Genomic DNA, 17110 nt, shown 5'->3' with positions numbered 1-17110 from the left:
ATCCTAGGGCGGGGGCTCGCGCCGGAGGCCGCCCCTACTCGGCGGGCGCGGCATCGACTCCGAGGATGTCGATCACGAAGACGAGCGTCGAGCCGGCCGGGATGCCGGCCTGCTCCTGATCGCCGTAGCCCGCATCCGGCGGGATCACGGCGAGGATCTGCGAACCCACCGTCTGGCCCTCGAGCGCCTGGGCGAATCCTTCGACCACGCCCTCGAGCGAGACGGACTCCGGCGCGCCGCGTTCCCAGGACGAATCGAACGGCTTGCGCGGCTTGCCCGGGTTCGGGTTCTCCCACGTCAGTCCCGTGTAGTGGATGCGCACCGGCGCATCTGCGGTCACGACCTCGCCGTCGCCCTTCTTCAGCAGGCGCACTACGACATCGTCGGGCGGCGTGGCGTCGGGGATGATGACGCCGGGCGTGCCATCGGGTGCCCGAACGACCGTCGGCAGGCCGTGGCCTTCGACGAACTGGTCGGCCCCGTCGGCCTTCGAGAGGTACACCTTGCGCACGTCGACGACGGCGACGGTGGACTGATCCGCGGTGAGTCCCAGCTGTTCGGCCTGGGCCTCGGTGAGTCCGTCGGGGGGAAGCGCCACGACGACCCGGCTGCCCTCGGTGGCGCAGTCCAGGAAGTCGGCGATGCCGGGAAAGGACTGCTCCCACTGCGACAGCGCCGCAACGCGGGACAGGTCGCCGTCGTAGGCGGTGGCAATGAGTTCCTCGCCCGTCTCGCCATCGAAGAGGGTGACATCGAGCACCACCGACTGCGAGGGCGTCACGATCGCATTGCCGTCGCCGGCCACTTCGTCGCGGTACTCCGTGGCGTCGGCGACGAGCGGCGTGTACATCTTGACCTCGGGCCGCTCACCGAACTCGCCCGACACGGTGATCAGATCGAGGGTCTCCGACTCGGCCGTCGCCGAGCGCGTGCACCCGTCCGAGGTCGCGGAACCGGCCGGGGCGCACCCCGCGAGAGTCAGGGCTGCGAGGGCCGAAACGGCGAGGACAGCGGGGATCTTACGCACGGGTGAGAGTCTATTCGGTCGGGTCGGCATCGAAATCCGGTGTCGCCTCGGCGATGGTCTCGGCGCCGGTGACGTCGGCGCCGGATGCCGCGATCCGGGCACCGTCGGCGGCGCGCTGCGCCTCACGAACTCGCTTGCGGAGGTTCTTGTCGGTGATGTCGCGGTCGCCCACCGCTCCCGGAGTCCAGAGCTCGACGTCGTGGTCGCCGTAGCTGCTCTTCGATGCACGGCGCTTGAGCTCGGGAAGCACGGATCCGGGCGCGAGCCGGCGCGCGGTGAGCAGGAAGCCCGTGTGCGCCACCATGCGGTGGTCGGGGCGCACGGCGAGGCCCTCGACGTGCCAGCCGCGCACCATCGTCTCGCTCGCGTCGGGCTCGGTGAAGAGCCCCGTGCCGCGAATGTACTCCGCGACACGCGAGAGCTGGGTGGCGGTGGCGATGTAGCAGAGCACCACTCCGCCTGGCGTCAACGCTTCGGCGACGGCGTCGATGCACTCCCAAGGGGCCAACATGTCGAGCACGACGCGGTCGACGGTGCCGGCGGGTGCCACCGAAGCGAGGTTCTCGACGAGGTCGCCGACCACGATCTCCCACGACGCGGGCGTGACTCCGAGAAAGGTCTCGACGTTGGCGCGCGCGACATCCGCGAACTCCTCGCGACGCTCGAACGAGAGCAAGCGCCCCTCGGGGCCGATCGCGCGCAACAGCCACAGCGCGAGCGCGCCCGAGCCGACACCGGCCTCCACGACCGTGGCGCCGGGAAAGACATCCGCCTGCGCGATGATCTGCGCGGCATCCTTCGGGTAGATGATCGCGGCCCCGCGCGGCATCGACATCACGAAATCGCGGAGGAGCGGCCGCAATGCCAGGTACTCGTGACCCGAGCTGTTGGTGACGACGGAGCCGTCGGGCAGTCCCACCAGGCTCTCGTGCTTGAGCACGCCGTGGTGCGTGTGCAGTTCGCCGCCGGTGCGCAGCGTCACCGTGTGCAGGCGGTTCTTCGGCCCCGTCAGCTGCACGCGGTCGCCGAGGCGGAACGGCCCGCTCGGCCGGGTATCGGCATCCGTCATCTCTTGACTCCCGTGTGCGCGGCGTAGAAGGCCGCGATGTCGTCGACGGTGCGTCCGTCGAGCGTCGGCCAGATCGCGGCCGCCCCCGCTCCTTCGAGCGAGACCATGTGCGGCACGCCGAGGCTCACGGCACCGGAGGCGACCGCCGAGCGGAGCCCGTTCGGCGAGTCCTCGATGGCGACGGCATCGGCCGGGTCCATCCCGAGGGCGGCGCAGGCCTGCAGGTAAGGGTCGGGGAAAGGCTTGGGGCGGGTGGAGTCGTCGCCCGCGACGATGACGTCGAACGCATCGAAATCGATCAGATCGACGACGCTCTGCGCCATGCGACGCAGCGACATGGTGACGAGGGCGGTGCGGATGCCGGCCCGCTTGAGGCTTTCCAGCAGTTCGCGCGCCCCTGGTCGGAACGGCACGCCCTTGATCGCGAGCTGGCGCATGACGTCATCCGTCAGGGTGTCGATGATGTCGTGCACCGCCATGCGCACCCCGGCGGCCTGAAAGATGCGCGCGGCGTCCTCGAGCCCCATGCCCACGAGCTGGAGGCCCTGTTCGTGCGACCACGTGCCGCCGAAGCTCTCGACGAGCGGGAACTCCGCCGCCATCCAGTACGGCTCGGTGTCGACGAGCGTCCCGTCCATGTCCCAGAGCACGGCGCGCGGAGTGGTGGCTGTCACTTCATCAGGGTACCGGCCGGGATGCCTCGGCCCGGCCGGGAGGCCGTGCGCCTATCCTGGAGGGAACCCGCGCGGCGGGAGCTGGAGGTGCAGTGGACGGACTGGGACGCAAGGTGATCGTGGCGGCGTTCGACGGCTGGAACGACGCCGGCGAAGCGGCATCGGCGGCCGTCGCGCAGTTGCGCGACGAGGGCTCCTACGAGCCCGCGTTCTCCGTGGACCCCGAGCTCTACTTCGATTACCAGTACACGCGCCCGAGCATCGCCGCCGACGGCGAAGGCAACCGCGCGCTGCGCTGGCCCGAGGCGACCCTGCACCGGCCGGTCAAGCCCGGCCGAGGGGTTCAGCTGTGGCTGCTGACGGGCGTCGAGCCGGCCCGGGCGTGGCAGGCGTTCGCCGCGGAGTTCATCGACGTCGCGCTGCGGGAGGACATCACCGGTTTCGTCGCGCTCGGCTCGATGATGTCGGACGTTCCGCACACGCGCCCCATCTCGATCTTCGCCGGCAGCGACAACGAGCGGATCCGTGACGACCTGCGACTCGAGAAGAGCACGTACGAGGGCCCCGTCGGCATCCTGAGCGTTCTCGCCCACTCGGCCGAGCGCGCCGGCATCCCCGCATCCACTCTGTGGGCGAGCATCCCGCACTACGTCGCCGGGCACACGCCCTCGCCCAAGGCAACGCTCGCCCTCCTCGATCGCCTCGAGGACATCACCGGCGCGAAGGTCGCCCGCGGCGACCTTGCCACGCAGTCGGCGGCGTGGGAGGCATCCATCGATGCGGCCGCCGCCGACGACGAGGAGATGACGGAGTACATCCGCCAGCTGGAGCGCACCCGCGACACATGGGACTCCCCCGACGCGTCGGGAGACGCGATCGCCCAGGAGTTCGAGCGCTACCTCCGCCGCGGCGGCGACGGTCCGTCGAAGCCCGGCCGCGACGAGCCGCGCCGCTGACCCTTCGACAGGCCCAGGCCCTTCGACAGGTCCAGGCCCTTCGACAGGCTCAGGGACCGACGCCCTGCATGTGTCAGTAGGGCTGCAGCACGCCCACGCTGAGCAGCACGATGAGCAGCGCACCCAGCGCGAGCCGGTAGATGACGAACGGCAGGAAGCTCCCGCGCTTCAGGTACTGCATCAGGAACGCGATCACGGCGAGGCCCACGCCGAACGCGACGACCGTGGCGACCGCCGTATCGATCGGTCCGTACGGACCGCCCGGCTCCTCGAAGCTCTGGATGAGCTCGTAGAAGCCGCTGCCGAAGACCGCCGGCACCGCCAGCAGGAACGCGTACTCCGCCGCTGCCGGGCGCGTGTAGCCGAGCGCGAGGCCGAGCGTCGTGGTGGCGCCCGAGCGCGAGACGCCCGGGATCAGCGCGAGCGCTTGAGCGAAGCCCAGCGCAAGACCGTGCGGATAGGTCAGATCGGTGAGCTCGCGCGTGCGCTTGCCGTACCTGTCGGCCGCGCCGAGCAGCAGGCCGAAAACGATCATGACGACCGCCACGAGCCACAGATTGCGGAAGGTGCCGCGGATGACGTCCTGGAAGAGAAAGCCGAGCACGCCAATCGGGATCGTGCCGATGATGATGAGCCAGCCCATCCGGGCGTCGGGGTCGTTCCGCGGGATCTTGCCAGACAGCGACCGGAACCACGCCCGGATGACCCGCACGATGGTGCCCCAGAAGTACACCAGCACCGCCGTTTCGGTGCCGATCTGGGTTATCGCGGTGAAGGTGGCACCGGGATCCTGTGCCGAGGGCAGGAACTCGCCGATGATGCGCAGGTGCGCACTGGATGAGATCGGCAAGAACTCGGTGAGGCCCTGGACGAGGCCGAGGATGATCGCTTCGATCAACTGCATGGACGGCGCCTTTCGGTGGGACGCGACGGTGCGAGGGGGAATCCGGATGCCGATGGCGCGGCATCCGGGAGGTCAGTAGCTTCGCAGCAGGTCGGTCAGCACGCGCTGCCCGAAGACGAGCGCGTCGATGGGCACGCGCTCATCCACACCATGGAACATACCGGTGAAGTCGAGGTCGGCGGGAAGTCGCAGCGGTGCGAAGCCGTACCCGGTGATGCCGATCACCGAAAGAGCCTTGTTGTCGGTGCCGGCCCCGAGGAGGTACGGAATGACCGGGATCCCGGGGTCGTGACGCCCGAGCGCCTCCACCATCGCATCGACGAGGGAGCCCTCGAACGGCACCTCGAGCCCGACGTCGCGCACGACGATCTCGATTTCGATGTCATCGCCGACGATGCGGCGGATGTCGGCGAGGGCGGCGTCTTCGGTGCCCGGCAGGGTGCGCACGTCGATGAGGGCCTCGGCGGTGTCGGGGATGACGTTGTGCTTGTAGCCGGCACTCAGCCCGGTGGGATTCGTCGTGGTGCGCAGCGTCGACCGGATGAATGCCTCGGCGGCGCCCGTCGTCTGCGCGAGGGCGTCGGGATCGGTCTCGTCGGAGCCGCTGATGCCGGCCAGCCCCGCGAGCAGCGCCTCCGTCGTCGCCGTGAGGCGCACCGGCCACGGCGTGCGGCCGAGCGCGGCGACTGCTTCGGCGAGGCGGGTGATGGCGTTGTCGGGGTGCACACGGCTGCCGTGCCCCGCGCGGCCGCGCGCTCGAAGGCGGATCCAGATGAGGGCCTTCTCGCCGACCTGGAGGAGGTACGCGCGCCGGTCGCCCACGGAGATCGAGTACCCCCCGACCTCGCTGATGGCCTCGGTCGCACCGGCGAACCACTCGGGGCGACCGGACACGACGAGGTGCGATCCCTCCACGCCGCCGTTCTCCTCGTCTGCGAAGAAGACGACGACGATGTCGCGCTCGGGCCGCTCGTCCGCGCGCAGGATGTCGGCGACGGACGTGAGGATCATGGCGTTCATGTTCTTCATGTCCACCGCGCCGCGGCCCCACAGCATCCCGTCGCGTACAACGCCGGCGAAGGGGTCGACGCTCCAGGCCTCGGCCGCCGCGGGCACGACGTCGAGGTGCCCGTGCACGACCAGGGCGGGCTTGCCGGGGTTTCGCCCGGGGATGCGGGCCATGACGTTGGTGCGGCGCGGGATGGGCTCGTAGTACTCCGGCGTGAGCCCGAGGTTTTCAAGGTACGCGCCGACGTACTCCGCCGCTTCGCGCTCGCCCTTCGCGTTTCCGCCGCCGTAGTTGCTCGTGTCGAAGCGGATGAGCTCGGCCGCGACGCGTGCGACCTCGGGAAGTGATGCGAATTCCGCGTCCCGCGCCTCGTCGTTTCGGGGTTCGGCGGGCATGCGCTCCAGGCTACCGGCGTTCGGTCGGACATTCGAAACGTGATAATGTCGTTCTTCGGTTGGGAACAGCCGAGACACCCTTTGCGCGGGTGGCGGAATAGGTAGACGCGCTAGCTTGAGGTGCTAGTGCCCGAAAGGGCGTGGGGGTTCAAGTCCCCCCTCGCGCACAGATGTGATGTCTCAGGACATCGTGAACGGATGAACCCCCGGTTTCGGGGGGTTCATCCGTTTTTGCGTTGGTAGCCGTGGGCGGGGTTGAGGGGTTATCGGCAAGAACGTGTGGATGGGTTCGGGCGTGTCACGAGCGGCCTGGCCATCCGGTGCGGTTCCAGTGTCGCGTCCTTTCGCGCTTAGCGCGGGCGTTTCAAGGCGAACGACGGTGGTGGCAGTTGCGTTGTGATTTTCACCTCGTCCATCACTTGATAGAGGCATCGAGCACGCCCCTTGCTTCAACGAGGTCGTAGATGACCCGCAACCGTTCCATGTTCTCGGACAGAACTCAGTCAGCACATCCGCCCCTGTCCGAACTACGTGCGGGGGCTCGCTTTGCCCCTACGGCCCTCCCCCGCCAGGTACTCCATCGAGCTCGTTGACGAGTTCACCAACCGACGCAGTCTGCCACCGGGACCGGCTCGCGGGTCGCTCGCAGGCAGGTAAGCACGCTGAAGCGCGCCGCCGATGCTAGCCGCACACTTCGTAAGCGATTCGACGATACCCATCCACGGTTCATCGTCATTCGGCACCACCGCCGAGATCGCTGCGACGACGGCGTCGCCCGAGCCGAAGACTGGCACCGCGATCCCGCGTGCATCCGGATGGATAAAGCCGTTCCCCACCACGAAGCCCTGCACCCTGACTTCGTGAAGCACGTGGCGAAGGCGGTCGGGTGAGGCAATGGTGTCATGGGTGAACCGCGCCATGGGTTCCCTGAGAATCTGCTCCTGAAGCTCGCGCTCACCGAAGGCGAGGAGCACGAGCCCGGACGATGAGGCGTGAAGCGGAAGCCGACCGCCGACGGTAGTGATGTTCACAACGGCATCGCGAGTGGAGAGACGTTCGAGGAATATCACTTCCGATCCGCTGAGCACGCCAAGTTGGATGTGCTGCCCTACGACCGCGTGCACCTCTCGCAGATGCGGGACCGCGATCTCGCGGATGCCGAGAGCGCCGGGGGTGCGGCAGGCGAGTTCCCACAAGCGCAAACCGAGCCGGAACGTCTTGTCGTCTCGTCTCTCCACCAGACCGTGGTGCACAAGTTCGCTGAGGAGGCGGTGACACGTGGAAAGCTGCAGGGCCGACCTTCGCGAGACCTCCGCCAGGGTAAGGAAAGGCGACTCAATGTCGAATGCCGCGAGGATGTCGAGATGGCGGCTTAGTGTGGATCGCCCATCGGACCCGTTCGCCATGATGCCTCCCCCGCGTCTTTGCAGGTGAATAGTAGCGCGACATCCTACCGTTCAACGAAATGCTTCGATTGAACGGTAGACCGGCCGAATGTCCCTTCCTAGCGAGTTACGTTTCGGACAGCTTGTCGACGATGACCCGCGGGAGGACCGATGCGACGCTACTCATCACTCTCACGACCCTGGTAGCCCGAGCGCTGGCGCTCGGCGGATGCGCTAGCACCCCGGATGAGCCGACGGCCAGTCAGGGGGACGCTCTCTCCGAGACCTATCAGGTCGGGTATCTCCCGCAGGCACACACTGCCAGCATCGTCAATGCAGTGGAGTCCGGAGCCTTCGAGGAGGCAGTTTCAGATAGCGGGCGACCCCTGCGCCGACATGCCACGGATCGCGCAGCCTTCCCTCTTACAGCATTGCCGCTGTCGCGACTGCGTGGTCGCGACAGCGGCATTGATGTACGTCAGGCGGAAGCGCCAACCCCTGTCTGGACCACACGGTACTCGCGGGCGACGTCGCTAATCGGCGACGGAGCGACGGTCACCCGAACGTGCACCTGCTCATGCGGCTCAATCCACGGCTCGCTTCGTTTACCGCCGCCGTCCTCGCCCCACACCAGCGTGAGCTGGGTGCCGGGCTCTGCCCAGGCCGCATCGACGCTGCCCAGCGACATCTGCGCCCGCTCGTTGTAGCTGTACCCCGGGTAAGTGCCGAACCCGACATGGTTGCCGTCGGCGTCGAGGATTTTGTCGTAGTGGACGCGCGCCGTGGCCGACACAGGGAGGTCGACATGCATCGCCGTCGGCCCATCGTTCACGAGCCGCTGGAAAATGTTGGTGAAGTCCTCCGGGTGCCACAGCAGGGTCACCTTCTTGCGGTGCGGCTGGTCGACAAGCCGCTCCAGCGCCTCACGTCCCACGAACTCGTGGTCGAACTTGACGATGTGGCCGTAATTCAGGTCCCACGGGGTCAGGTAATAGTCCTCGGGATCCGAGGAATAGAAGCTTCCGCCGAGCGACATCCGGGCCGAAGAGCTCTTGGTCGACAGCCATTCCCGATACTCACGCAGGCCGGGGCTGGTGTACACCGCCGAGAACGGCACAGCCCACCAACCGGATTCGATCACGGTACTGAAGTACGCGAGCGACCCGATCTGACGGAGACCGTGCTTCGTGCCAGCCTCCACAAGCGCCTTCTTCACTTTGACGCGGTCATCCCACGGTCCCGACAGCTCGAGACCCGGCACGCCACCCATGCTGTGACGCATGGCGACGACTTCGTGTCCGGCGATGCTGATCGCTCCCGACCGGAAGAACTTGATCTCCGGCAGCGAGCCTCCGTGTAGCTCCTCGAGCAGGTCGTACGCGTTGGGCCCTTCCACCTGGAAGCGGTAGACGTCGCGGCGCTTCTCCGGGTTCAGCACCCAAATGGGGTCGAGCGACACCTTCACATCGAAGTCGCCCTTCTCCCCGTTGAACTGGACCCAGTCGGTCGTCGCCGGGTTGCCCACGAGCAGCAGCTCGTTCTCGGCGATGTAATAGAGAATCGCGTCACCGATCACGTACCCCTCCGGGGAGACGGCGATGAACTGCTTAGCCGCGCCCGGCTTGAAGGTGGCAAAGGAGTTGATGCCCAGGTAAGTGAACAGTGCGAGCGCGCCGGGACCCGTCACCCGCAGGTTGTTCATGTGGTAGCTCTGATCGTGCAGCGCGATGCCCTTTCTCCACGACTGTTGCTCGTCACGCCACGTCGTGAACTCGGGCCTCACCACCTCCGGCGGCATCATGACTCCGAATATGTTGAGCGCGGACTTGGGTGGGTTCTTGAAAAGGCGATCGACGATGCTGGTTTCAGATTCCACGAGGGACTGGAGCGACTGTTGCTCGGCCATAGGCACCTCCATTGGTGAGTTCTAATTGAGAACCCAATCTACCACGGCTCAATCCTTCCTGTCACTCCTCCTCACCATCGAGCTTGTAGTGCATCTCGCGCGCCTTGACTGGTTCTCCGCAGTGATCGCACGTCATAGCAGGCGTGGACCGATGGCCGCAGAGCTTATGGAAGAGCACGACTTCCCTCGCGTCGTCACCGAGCCACTTGTCACCCCACTGCTTCATCGCCAGAAAGATGGGATACAGCTCGAGGCCCGCATCCGTCAACAGGTACTCGTAACGGTCGGGACGTTGCTGATAACGGCGCCGCTCGAGGATGCCGCCCTCGACGAGAGTCTTCAGCGTACGCGCGAGCACCGATCGCGAGAGCCCGAGAACTCGTTGGAAGTCGTCGAATCGACGCACCCGAAAGAATGCCTCCCGAAGCACGAGAGACGCCGCGCCTTGTCGAAGCAGGTCCCCGGTGCGCTGGACGGAGGTTGTACGTGATTCAGGCATGCCGTGAACCTATCAATCGACAGCGGCGAAAGCTGGGCGCCTCGGTCTATTCATGCTCGGATGCCTCGCGTTGAGGCTACGGGTTTGTCACGGTCGGTCCGTGAAGACGATGGTCTGGTTGCCGTGTCGGATGACGCGGTCCTGGGCGTGCCATTGCACGGCGCGGCTCAGGACGGCGCGTTCGACGTAGGCGCCGCGGGATTGCAGGTCGGCGGCATCCATCGCGTGGTTCACGCGCGCGACGTCCTGCTCGATGATCGGGCCCTCGTCCAGGTCCTTGGTCACGTAGTGACTGGTCGCGCCGATGAGCTTCACCCCGCGCTCCTTGGCCTTGCGGTACGGCGCGGCGCCGATGAAGGCGGGCAGGAACGAGTGGTGGATGTTGATCACCGGGACGCCGATCTGGTCGAGGAAGTCCTCGGAGATGATCTGCATGTATCGGGCCAGCACGATGAAGTCGACGTTGTCTTTGAGCAGCTCGAGGATCCGCCCTTCGGCCTCGGATTTGTCCGGCCCCTGGGAGGGGACGTGGAAGAACGGGATGGCGAAGGAGCGGACGTCTTCGGCGGTGTTGGTGTGGTTGGAGATCACCATCGGGATCGTCACCGGCAGCTCGCCACGGCGGTGCCGCCACAGCAGCTCGAGCAGGCAGTGGTCCGAGGTGGACGCGAGGATCGCCATCCGCTTCGGCACGGACTGATCGGTGAGGGTCCACTCCAGGCCCAGCGGCGTGACGGTCTCGGTCAGGTCCGCTTCGATCTCGGGCATCGCCGCGGCCAGGTCGGGACGGTGGAACACCACGCGCTGGAAGAAGTTGCCGCCGTTCGCGTCGTCGGAGTACTGGTCGAGCTGGACGATGTTGCCCTTGCTGCGGGTGATCAGCGCGCTCACCGCCGCCACGATCCCGGGTTTGTCGGGGCCGTGGACGATCAGGCAGGCGTGATCACGCAGAGCTTCGTTGTGCACAGTCATGGGTAAAGCCTGTCAGGACTGGGCGCGGGAGTACTCACGGGCCCAGTCTGCGGTCGCCAGGAGGCCGCCGAACGTGTAGAAGTGCAGCTTGACCGGACCCGCCGTCGTGCCGGCCGGAGCATCCGTGTTCTTGTCGGCGAGCATCGCCGACAGGTCGGTGACGAATTTGTCGGGACCCGCGGTGCCCATCAGGTTCGTGAGGGAGAAGCCGTACTTCTTGACGATCATCGCGTTCGCGCCGATGCCGAAGCGGCGCGCGAAGCCGAGGAGTCGCTTGATTCCCGCGGGACCGGGGGTGCCGATCCGGATCGTGCTGTCGATGCCGCGCGCGCGGACCTGATCGATCCAGGCCAGCACCGGGTCGGTGTCGAACGCGAACTGTGTCAGAATCGTCGCCTTCAGATTCTGCTGGGACAGCGAGAGCGACTTCTCCTCCAGTGCGCGCCAGAGCACTTCGTTCGAGATGTCGGGGTGACCCTCGGGGTACCCGGCGATCGAGACCTCTTTCACGCCGTAGTCCAGCAGCAGCCCGGTGCGGATGACATCGTACGAGTCCTCGTACGGGCCCTCGGGAGTGGTCGGGTCTCCGCCCACGACGAAGACGCTCTCGGTCGCTCCGACATCCTGCAGCCGCGAGAGGAACTCCTCGAGCTGTGCGCGGGAGGCCAGCCGGCGTGCGGAGATGTGCGGGACCGGGACGAAGCCGAGTTCGCGGACGGCCTGGGCGGCCGAAACCCGCATCTCGAGGTCTTCGTTGCCGAGGAACGTGACGTTGATCTTGGTGCCGGCCGGGATGCTGTCTTTGGCCTCCATGAGACCGGGCACGTCCTTGCCCGTCATCTCCAGCGAGAAGCCGTTCAGCAGTTCGAAAGCCGCGGGCTTGTTCGTTGCAGGTGCGATACGCGCCACTTGAGGCTCCTTTCGGTCGTTCAGCGCATCATCACGTCGGACGTGCGCCGCTTCCCCAGCGGCTGACGAGCCGGGAATGGTGAGTTCTCTGAGAGAATGTACTCCGACGTTAGTGGAGGGCAGGCCGGCACAGGAAGTTTCCTTCCGATCAACGGAAGGAGCGCTTTACACCGCGCTGACATTTGTGAGGCTTGGTTCCCCCGGTCAAGGAGGACAAGTGGCTAAATCAGGCGTTCGGGCAGATGAGACGCGCAACACGTGGAAGAGGGTGCTGGAGAAGTACCATGAGAATCGCGGGACGCCCCTCTCAGCGGACTATTGGTCGCCGAAGGACACCTGGTCACGGGACCGCATCCGCGACGTGCAGAACGAAAAGATCAAGGCTGTCGCGCCGTTTCTGTATGAGAACAGCGCCTTCTACCGCGCACGATTCGATCGCCTCGGCCTCGCACCCACCGACATCACATCGGTCGACTCGATGATTCGCAACTGGCCTGTCGTGACCAAGCACGAGATGATGGAGGACGCCACCGCTCATCCGCCCTACGGCACCTACTCCACCGCAGGAGATCGCGAGTGGGACGACCGCGGGTGGATGCTCTTCTCCTCTTCCGGCTCAACGGGCATTCCTCGGGTCTTCCGATACACGCACTTCGACCGCAAATACTGGGAGCAGGCGAATGCGCGAGCCCTCTACTCCGGTGGTCTCCGTCAAGGCGACAGCGCCTTCCCCATGGTGGGCTTCGGTCCGCACGTTTTCGCCTGGGGAGTGCAGTACGCACTAGCCAAGATGGGTCTGCCAGTGATCCCTGGTGGTGGGATGGACGGTACGGCCCGAGCGCGAATCATTGAGCGGTTCCAACCCAAAGTCTTGGTGTGCACGCCCTCCTATGCCCTCTACCTGGGCCGCAGCATGCAATCGATGGGCATGGACCCCGCGGACTCGTCCGTGAAGTGGATCGTTCAGGGCGGTGAGCCCTTCTCGGGCGTCTCCGGGACCCTAGAGCGCATCCAAGACCTGTGGGGCGCGACGTCAGTGGAGTTCTACGGTTGCACGGAGGCCTCGCCTCACTGCGGGGGATACTCGTGTCCCGAATACCAGGCCGGCGACGAGCCGTTCATCCATCTGATGGAGGACATTCAAGTCTGGGAGACAGTCGACCCTGACACCCTGGAACCGGTGGCTGAGGGCGAGCGAGGCATCTCAGTCTGCACGAACCTCAACTCGGAAAGCTCTGCCCAGCTTCGATTCCTGGTGGGTGACTACACGCGGCTGTCATACGAGCCCTGCGGATGTGGGCGTAATCATGTACGCGGGATGGGGTGCATGACAGGCCGATCGGATGACCTCATCAATCTGCGTGGCATCAAGTTCTTCCCGGTGCAGATTGAGGAGGCAGTACGCTCGATCCCCGGTGCCGGGGACGAGTTCCAGATTCGCCTGCAGACTCAGGAAGGTGGACTGGACACCATGATCGTGGTCGTAGAGCACATAGATTCCTCCGTTGCCGAGCGCGTCGCGCAGGAAATCCGGACGCGTTGTGAAGTGCGTTCTACGGTCGAGATCGTCGCGCCGAACACCCTCCCCAAGAGCGAGATGAAGGCCAAGCGAGTCTTCGATGAACGAGTAAAGGATTGATGATGCTCTCTAACACTTTGATTCGCCGCATCGAATGGGGGGACTGCGACCCCGCGGGCATCGTCTTCAATCCCCAGTTTTTCCGATGGTTCGATCACGGGACCACAATGCTGTACGAGGCAGCCGGATGGCCGAAACCACAGATGCTCGCGCATTTCGGCGGGGCGGGGTGTCCGTTGGTCGAGACCCGCGCGACCTTCCGTGCTCCATGTCGGTATGGCGATGACGTCGCCATCAAGACGGAGGTCGCACTCGTGAAGGATCGGAGCTTCGATATCCGTCATACGTTGACGAAGGACAATGTGATGTGCGTGGAAGGGTTTGAGACGCGCGTCTGGACCGTGGCAGACCCGGAACGCGGCCTGAAGTCGGCGCCCGTCCCCGAAGAACTGGCGGCGCGCTTCAAAGGAGACTGAGTCAGCACCTTGACTCGGTGGCGCAGTAGATGATTCTGAGTCGCTTGATCGCTGCGTGAACTGGGGGTCTGCGGCCTAGCCCTCTCTGAGGAGAATCTAGCCATCGACCCGAATGAAGAAGGCCCCCGGTGAGGGGGCCTTCTTGTTCCGGCGCCGACCCGGGCGGGTCAGCCCATCGAGACGCCGAAGAGCGAGCCGAGCGCGTAGGTGATGGCGGCGGCGCCATAGCCGATGAGGAGCTGCCGCAGCGCCCGCCGGAGCGGGGGGCCGCCCGAGAGAAGACCGACCATCGCGCCGGTCGCCAGCAGGGCGATGCCGACGAGCACGAGCGCGAGCACGACGGCGGTGACGCCCGAGAGCCCGAAGATCCACGGGAGGACAGGGACGATCGCGCCCGACGCGAAGAACAGGAAGCTCGACGCGGCCGCACTCCAGGCTCGGCCCACGACGTCGGTCGCGTCGGCGCCCTCGACGATGGGAGCCGGTGCCTTGCCGTCGTGCGCCGCCTCGACCATGCGGCGGGCACTGGCCATCGCCTCGGGGTGCCCCATGCCGCGGGTGCGGTAGACGAGTGCGAGCTCGTTGGCGTCGAGATCGAGGTCGGGCAGCACGTGATAGGCGTACCCGTTCGGTTCGGTCGCCGCGAGCAGCTCCCGCTGCGAGCGCACCGACACGAACTCCCCCGCCCCCATCGACAAGGCCCCGGCGAGCAAACCCGCGATGCCGCTGAAGAGCACGAACTGGGGGACGACGCCCGTCGCCCCGATGCCGAGCACGAGCGCGAGGTTGCTGACGAGTCCGTCGTTGGCGCCGAATACGGCCGCCCGGAACGTTCCCGAGAGCCGCCGGCGGCCGCGCGCGGCGAGCCCGCGGACGACCTCGTGGTGGATCTTCTCGTCTGCGCGCATCGCGGGCGTCGCCGCGTGATCGGTGTCGTAGGGCGAGCGACCCTCCGCCTGCTGAGCGAGGGCAAGCACGAAGATGGTTCCGAAGCGGCGCGCCATCCAGGCGAGGGCGCGCGTGCGGAGGTCGGGCTTCGGCAGGCGGGCCGGCTCGCCGTTCAGCAGCGTCAGCCAGTGCGCCTCGTGCCGACCCTCGGCGGCCGCGAGCTCGAGGAGGATCGACCGCTCCTCCCCGGTCTTGCGAGCGGCGAGCTCGGTGTAGACGCGCGCCTCGGCGCGCTCGTTGACGAGGTAGCGCGCCCAGAGTCGCCGATCGGCGGCGGTGGGTGCGGCGGGCGCGCTCATAGTGCCTCCGGGGACGGCCATGACGAGGGGGGACCCCTCAACGCTACCGACGCGCCTCGTCGCGACCCCACTCGGACCCCGGATTGTCAGTATTTCGGAGCCCCGAAGCACTCGCCATCCGATCATCCGCCCCGCGGTGTCAGTTGAAGTCGCCTCAGGTCGGGCGGATGCGGCACGAGCTGCCACGTCGCGGGTAGGGCGAGCGCCGACGTGTCAGTCGTGGTCGCCTCAGGTCGGGCGGATGCGGCACGAACTGCCACGTCGCCGAGCGACTAAGACCGTACCCGCGCCCGGAGGACGTCGATGCGGGCCTGGAGCTGGGCGACGGTCGCCTGCGCCACCGCCGGTCCCCCGCAGATGCGGCGGAGCTCGGCGTGGACGGCCCCGTGCGGCTCGCCGGCCTGACGCGCATAGAGCCCGACGAGGCTGTTCAGCAGCTGGCGCTGCTCCTTGAGCGTGCGGTGCAGGGCGACCGGCAGCGTGGATGCCTCGGCGGCCGGGTTTTGCGCGGCGCGGTGCTCGCGCGCCTGGCGGTGGCGCGATTGCCGCGCCTGCCGCTGCATGAGCAGGTCGTGCACGTGCTCGGGCTCGAGAAGCCCGGGCAGACCGATGAACTCGAGCTCCTCCTCGGTGCCGGGTTCGGCCAGCTGCCCGAACTCCTTGCCCTCGAACACGACGCGATCGAAATGCGCGAGCGACGAGATCGCCTGGTACGTGAACTCCTCGGTCAGCGCGTCAGAGGTCTGCTCCTCGCGGTTCGCGGCTTCGAGCAGGTCGTCGTCGAGGCCGTCGTCGTCCTTCTCGCCGCGATCGAGGGCGTGGTCGCGCTGGCGTTCGAGCTCGCCGGCGAGGGCGAGGAGGGCCGGCACATTCGGCAGGAAGATGCTCGCGGCCTCACCGCGGCGTCGCGCGCGCACGAAGCGGCCGACGGCCTGCGCGAAGAACAGGGGGGTGGAGGCGGATGTCGCGTACACACCGACCGCGAGACGGGGGACATCGACACCCTCCGACACCATCCGCACGGCCACCATCCACCGCGACGTGGACTCGGAGTACTTCTCGATGCGGGCGGATGCCTCGGCCTCGTCGCTGAGCACGACCGTCGGGCGCTCGCCGGTGATGTCCCGGAGCAGGGCCGCATACGCCCGCGCGTTGGTCTGGTCGGTGGCTATCACGAGGCCGCCCGCGTCGGGCACGTGCGCGCGGATCTCGGTCAGCCTCTGGTCGGCCGAGCGCAGCACCGCCGGCATCCACTCCCCCGCCGGATCCAGCGCGGTGCGCCATGCCTGCGCGTTGACGTCCTTCGTGTTGTCCTGCCCGAGGTGGGCCTCGAGCTCGTCGCCGGCCTTCGTGCGCCAGCGCATCTTGCCGGCATAGACGTGGAAGAGCACGGGGCGCACGACGCCATCGGCGAGCGCGCGCGCGTAGCCGTACGCGTAGTCGGTGCTCGACACCCGGATGCCGTGCTCGTCGGGCAGGTACTCCACGAACGGGATCGGGGCGGTATCGCTTCGGAACGGGGTGCCGGAGAGGAGCAGCCGACGGGTCGCGCGCGCGTACGCCTCGCGCAGAGCGTCGCCCCAGCTGAGCGCGTCGCCGCCGTGATGCACCTCGTCGAGGATCACGAGCGTGCGCTGATCGAGGACCAGTCGCTCGTGCACGGACGGCTTTACCGCCACCTGGGCGTAGGTGACCGCGACGCCGTGGAAGTGCCGGGCGGGCGCGGAGTAGCGGTTGGTGAACGCGGGGTCGAGGCGGATCCCCACGCGCGCCGCGGCATCGGCCCACTGCGCCTTCAGGTGTTCGGTCGGGGCAACGACGACGATGCGATCGATCACCCGACGGCGGATGAGCTCGCTCGCGAGCCGCAGCGCGAACGTGGTCTTGCCCGCGCCCGGGGTCGCGGCGGCCAGGAAGTCGCGGGGTCCGGATCCGATGCCGTCGGGTCCGTCCATCCCGAAGTAGAGGTCGAGTGCTTCGGCTTGCCAGGCGCGCAACCGCTGTGCGGTGCCCCACGGGGCGCGTTGCGGGTACGAAGGCGACAGGTGCTCGGCGGCGAACGATCCGAGATGCGGTGCTGCCTCGGCATCCGCCATGCGCGCC

Annotated in this window: 15 protein-coding genes and 1 tRNA gene; 4 read left to right on the top strand and 12 right to left on the bottom strand. The window is 67.1% G+C overall.

What is annotated here, in order from left to right; genetic code table 11:
- Positions 1 to 34: 34 nt before the first annotated feature.
- The 3 genes from VNT50_RS13190 to VNT50_RS13180 are packed head-to-tail and all read right to left on the bottom strand — an operon-like array spanning position 35 to position 2770.
- Complete coding sequence (locus tag VNT50_RS13190) at positions 35 to 1027, bottom strand: FKBP-type peptidyl-prolyl cis-trans isomerase (protein ID WP_325485566.1); 993 nt, start codon at positions 1025 to 1027, stop codon at positions 35 to 37.
- A 10-nt stretch (positions 1028 to 1037) separates the two neighbouring features.
- A complete protein-coding gene (locus VNT50_RS13185; protein ID WP_325485565.1) occupies positions 1038 to 2096 on the bottom strand; it encodes a tRNA (adenine-N1)-methyltransferase in 1059 nt (352 codons plus the stop codon).
- Complete coding sequence (locus VNT50_RS13180; protein WP_325485564.1) at positions 2093 to 2770, bottom strand: HAD family hydrolase; 678 nt, start codon at positions 2768 to 2770, stop codon at positions 2093 to 2095. Before VNT50_RS13180 ends, VNT50_RS13185 begins: the two co-directional genes overlap by 4 nt.
- A 92-nt stretch (positions 2771 to 2862) precedes the next feature.
- Between VNT50_RS13180 and VNT50_RS13175 the strand changes: the two genes are divergently transcribed.
- On the top strand, positions 2863 to 3726 hold the full coding sequence (locus VNT50_RS13175; RefSeq protein ID WP_325485563.1) for a PAC2 family protein: 864 nt from the start codon (positions 2863 to 2865) through the stop codon (positions 3724 to 3726).
- A 73-nt stretch (positions 3727 to 3799) separates the two neighbouring features.
- On the opposite strand, the gene VNT50_RS13170 is transcribed toward VNT50_RS13175, so the two are convergent.
- On the bottom strand, positions 3800 to 4630 hold the full coding sequence (locus tag VNT50_RS13170; protein WP_325485562.1) for an undecaprenyl-diphosphate phosphatase: 831 nt from the start codon (positions 4628 to 4630) through the stop codon (positions 3800 to 3802).
- A gap of 72 nt (positions 4631 to 4702) precedes the next feature.
- Positions 4703 to 6034, bottom strand: a complete 1332-nt coding sequence (locus tag VNT50_RS13165) for a M20/M25/M40 family metallo-hydrolase (RefSeq protein ID WP_325485561.1) — start codon at positions 6032 to 6034, stop codon at positions 4703 to 4705.
- A gap of 83 nt (positions 6035 to 6117) precedes the next feature.
- On the opposite strand from VNT50_RS13165, the gene VNT50_RS13160 reads away from it, so the two are divergent.
- Positions 6118 to 6201 (top strand) — tRNA-Leu (locus tag VNT50_RS13160).
- Between the two features lie 360 nt (positions 6202 to 6561).
- On the opposite strand, the gene VNT50_RS13155 is transcribed toward VNT50_RS13160, so the two are convergent.
- The 5 genes from VNT50_RS13155 to VNT50_RS13135 form a co-directional block, all read right to left on the bottom strand.
- Positions 6562 to 7440 (bottom strand): IclR family transcriptional regulator, encoded by an 879-nt coding sequence (locus tag VNT50_RS13155; protein WP_325485560.1) that lies wholly within the window; start codon positions 7438 to 7440, stop codon positions 6562 to 6564.
- Positions 7441 to 7897: 457 nt separating this feature from the next.
- Positions 7898 to 9325 carry an aminomethyl transferase family protein gene (locus VNT50_RS13150; protein WP_325485559.1) on the bottom strand — a complete coding sequence of 476 codons (1428 nt, stop codon included), beginning with the start codon at positions 9323 to 9325 and terminating at the stop codon, positions 7898 to 7900.
- A 61-nt stretch (positions 9326 to 9386) separates the two neighbouring features.
- A complete protein-coding gene (locus VNT50_RS13145) occupies positions 9387 to 9824 on the bottom strand; it encodes a winged helix-turn-helix transcriptional regulator (RefSeq protein ID WP_325485558.1) in 438 nt (145 codons plus the stop codon).
- Between the two features lie 87 nt (positions 9825 to 9911).
- The gene (gene purU / locus VNT50_RS13140; RefSeq protein WP_325485557.1) at positions 9912 to 10796 is read right to left on the bottom strand and encodes a formyltetrahydrofolate deformylase; all 885 of its coding nucleotides are present in this window, start codon (positions 10794 to 10796) and stop codon (positions 9912 to 9914) included.
- A 12-nt stretch (positions 10797 to 10808) separates the two neighbouring features.
- Positions 10809 to 11636, bottom strand: coding sequence for a methylenetetrahydrofolate reductase (locus VNT50_RS13135; protein WP_325485577.1), 828 nt, complete (start codon positions 11634 to 11636; stop codon positions 10809 to 10811).
- 286 nt (positions 11637 to 11922) lie between these two features.
- On the opposite strand from VNT50_RS13135, the gene VNT50_RS13130 reads away from it, so the two are divergent.
- Both VNT50_RS13130 and VNT50_RS13125 read left to right on the top strand, forming a co-directional pair.
- A complete protein-coding gene (locus VNT50_RS13130) occupies positions 11923 to 13344 on the top strand; it encodes a phenylacetate--CoA ligase family protein (protein WP_325485556.1) in 1422 nt (473 codons plus the stop codon).
- Positions 13345 to 13346: 2 nt separating this feature from the next.
- Positions 13347 to 13760, top strand: a complete 414-nt coding sequence (locus VNT50_RS13125; RefSeq protein ID WP_325485555.1) for an acyl-CoA thioesterase — start codon at positions 13347 to 13349, stop codon at positions 13758 to 13760.
- Between the two features lie 167 nt (positions 13761 to 13927).
- Here VNT50_RS13125 and VNT50_RS13120 read toward each other — a convergent pair whose 3' ends face one another.
- Entirely contained in the window at positions 13928 to 15007 is a 1080-nt protein-coding gene (locus VNT50_RS13120) for a VIT1/CCC1 transporter family protein (protein ID WP_325485554.1), read from the bottom strand.
- Between the two features lie 272 nt (positions 15008 to 15279).
- Entirely contained in the window at positions 15280 to 17103 is a 1824-nt protein-coding gene (locus VNT50_RS13115; protein WP_325485553.1) for a DEAD/DEAH box helicase, read from the bottom strand.
- Positions 17104 to 17110: the final 7 nt, after the last annotated feature.

It is taken from the genome of Microbacterium sp., assembly GCF_035554235.1.
GTDB lineage: Bacteria > Actinomycetota > Actinomycetes > Actinomycetales > Microbacteriaceae > Microbacterium.
This window is presented reverse-complemented; position numbering and strand designations above follow the sequence as displayed.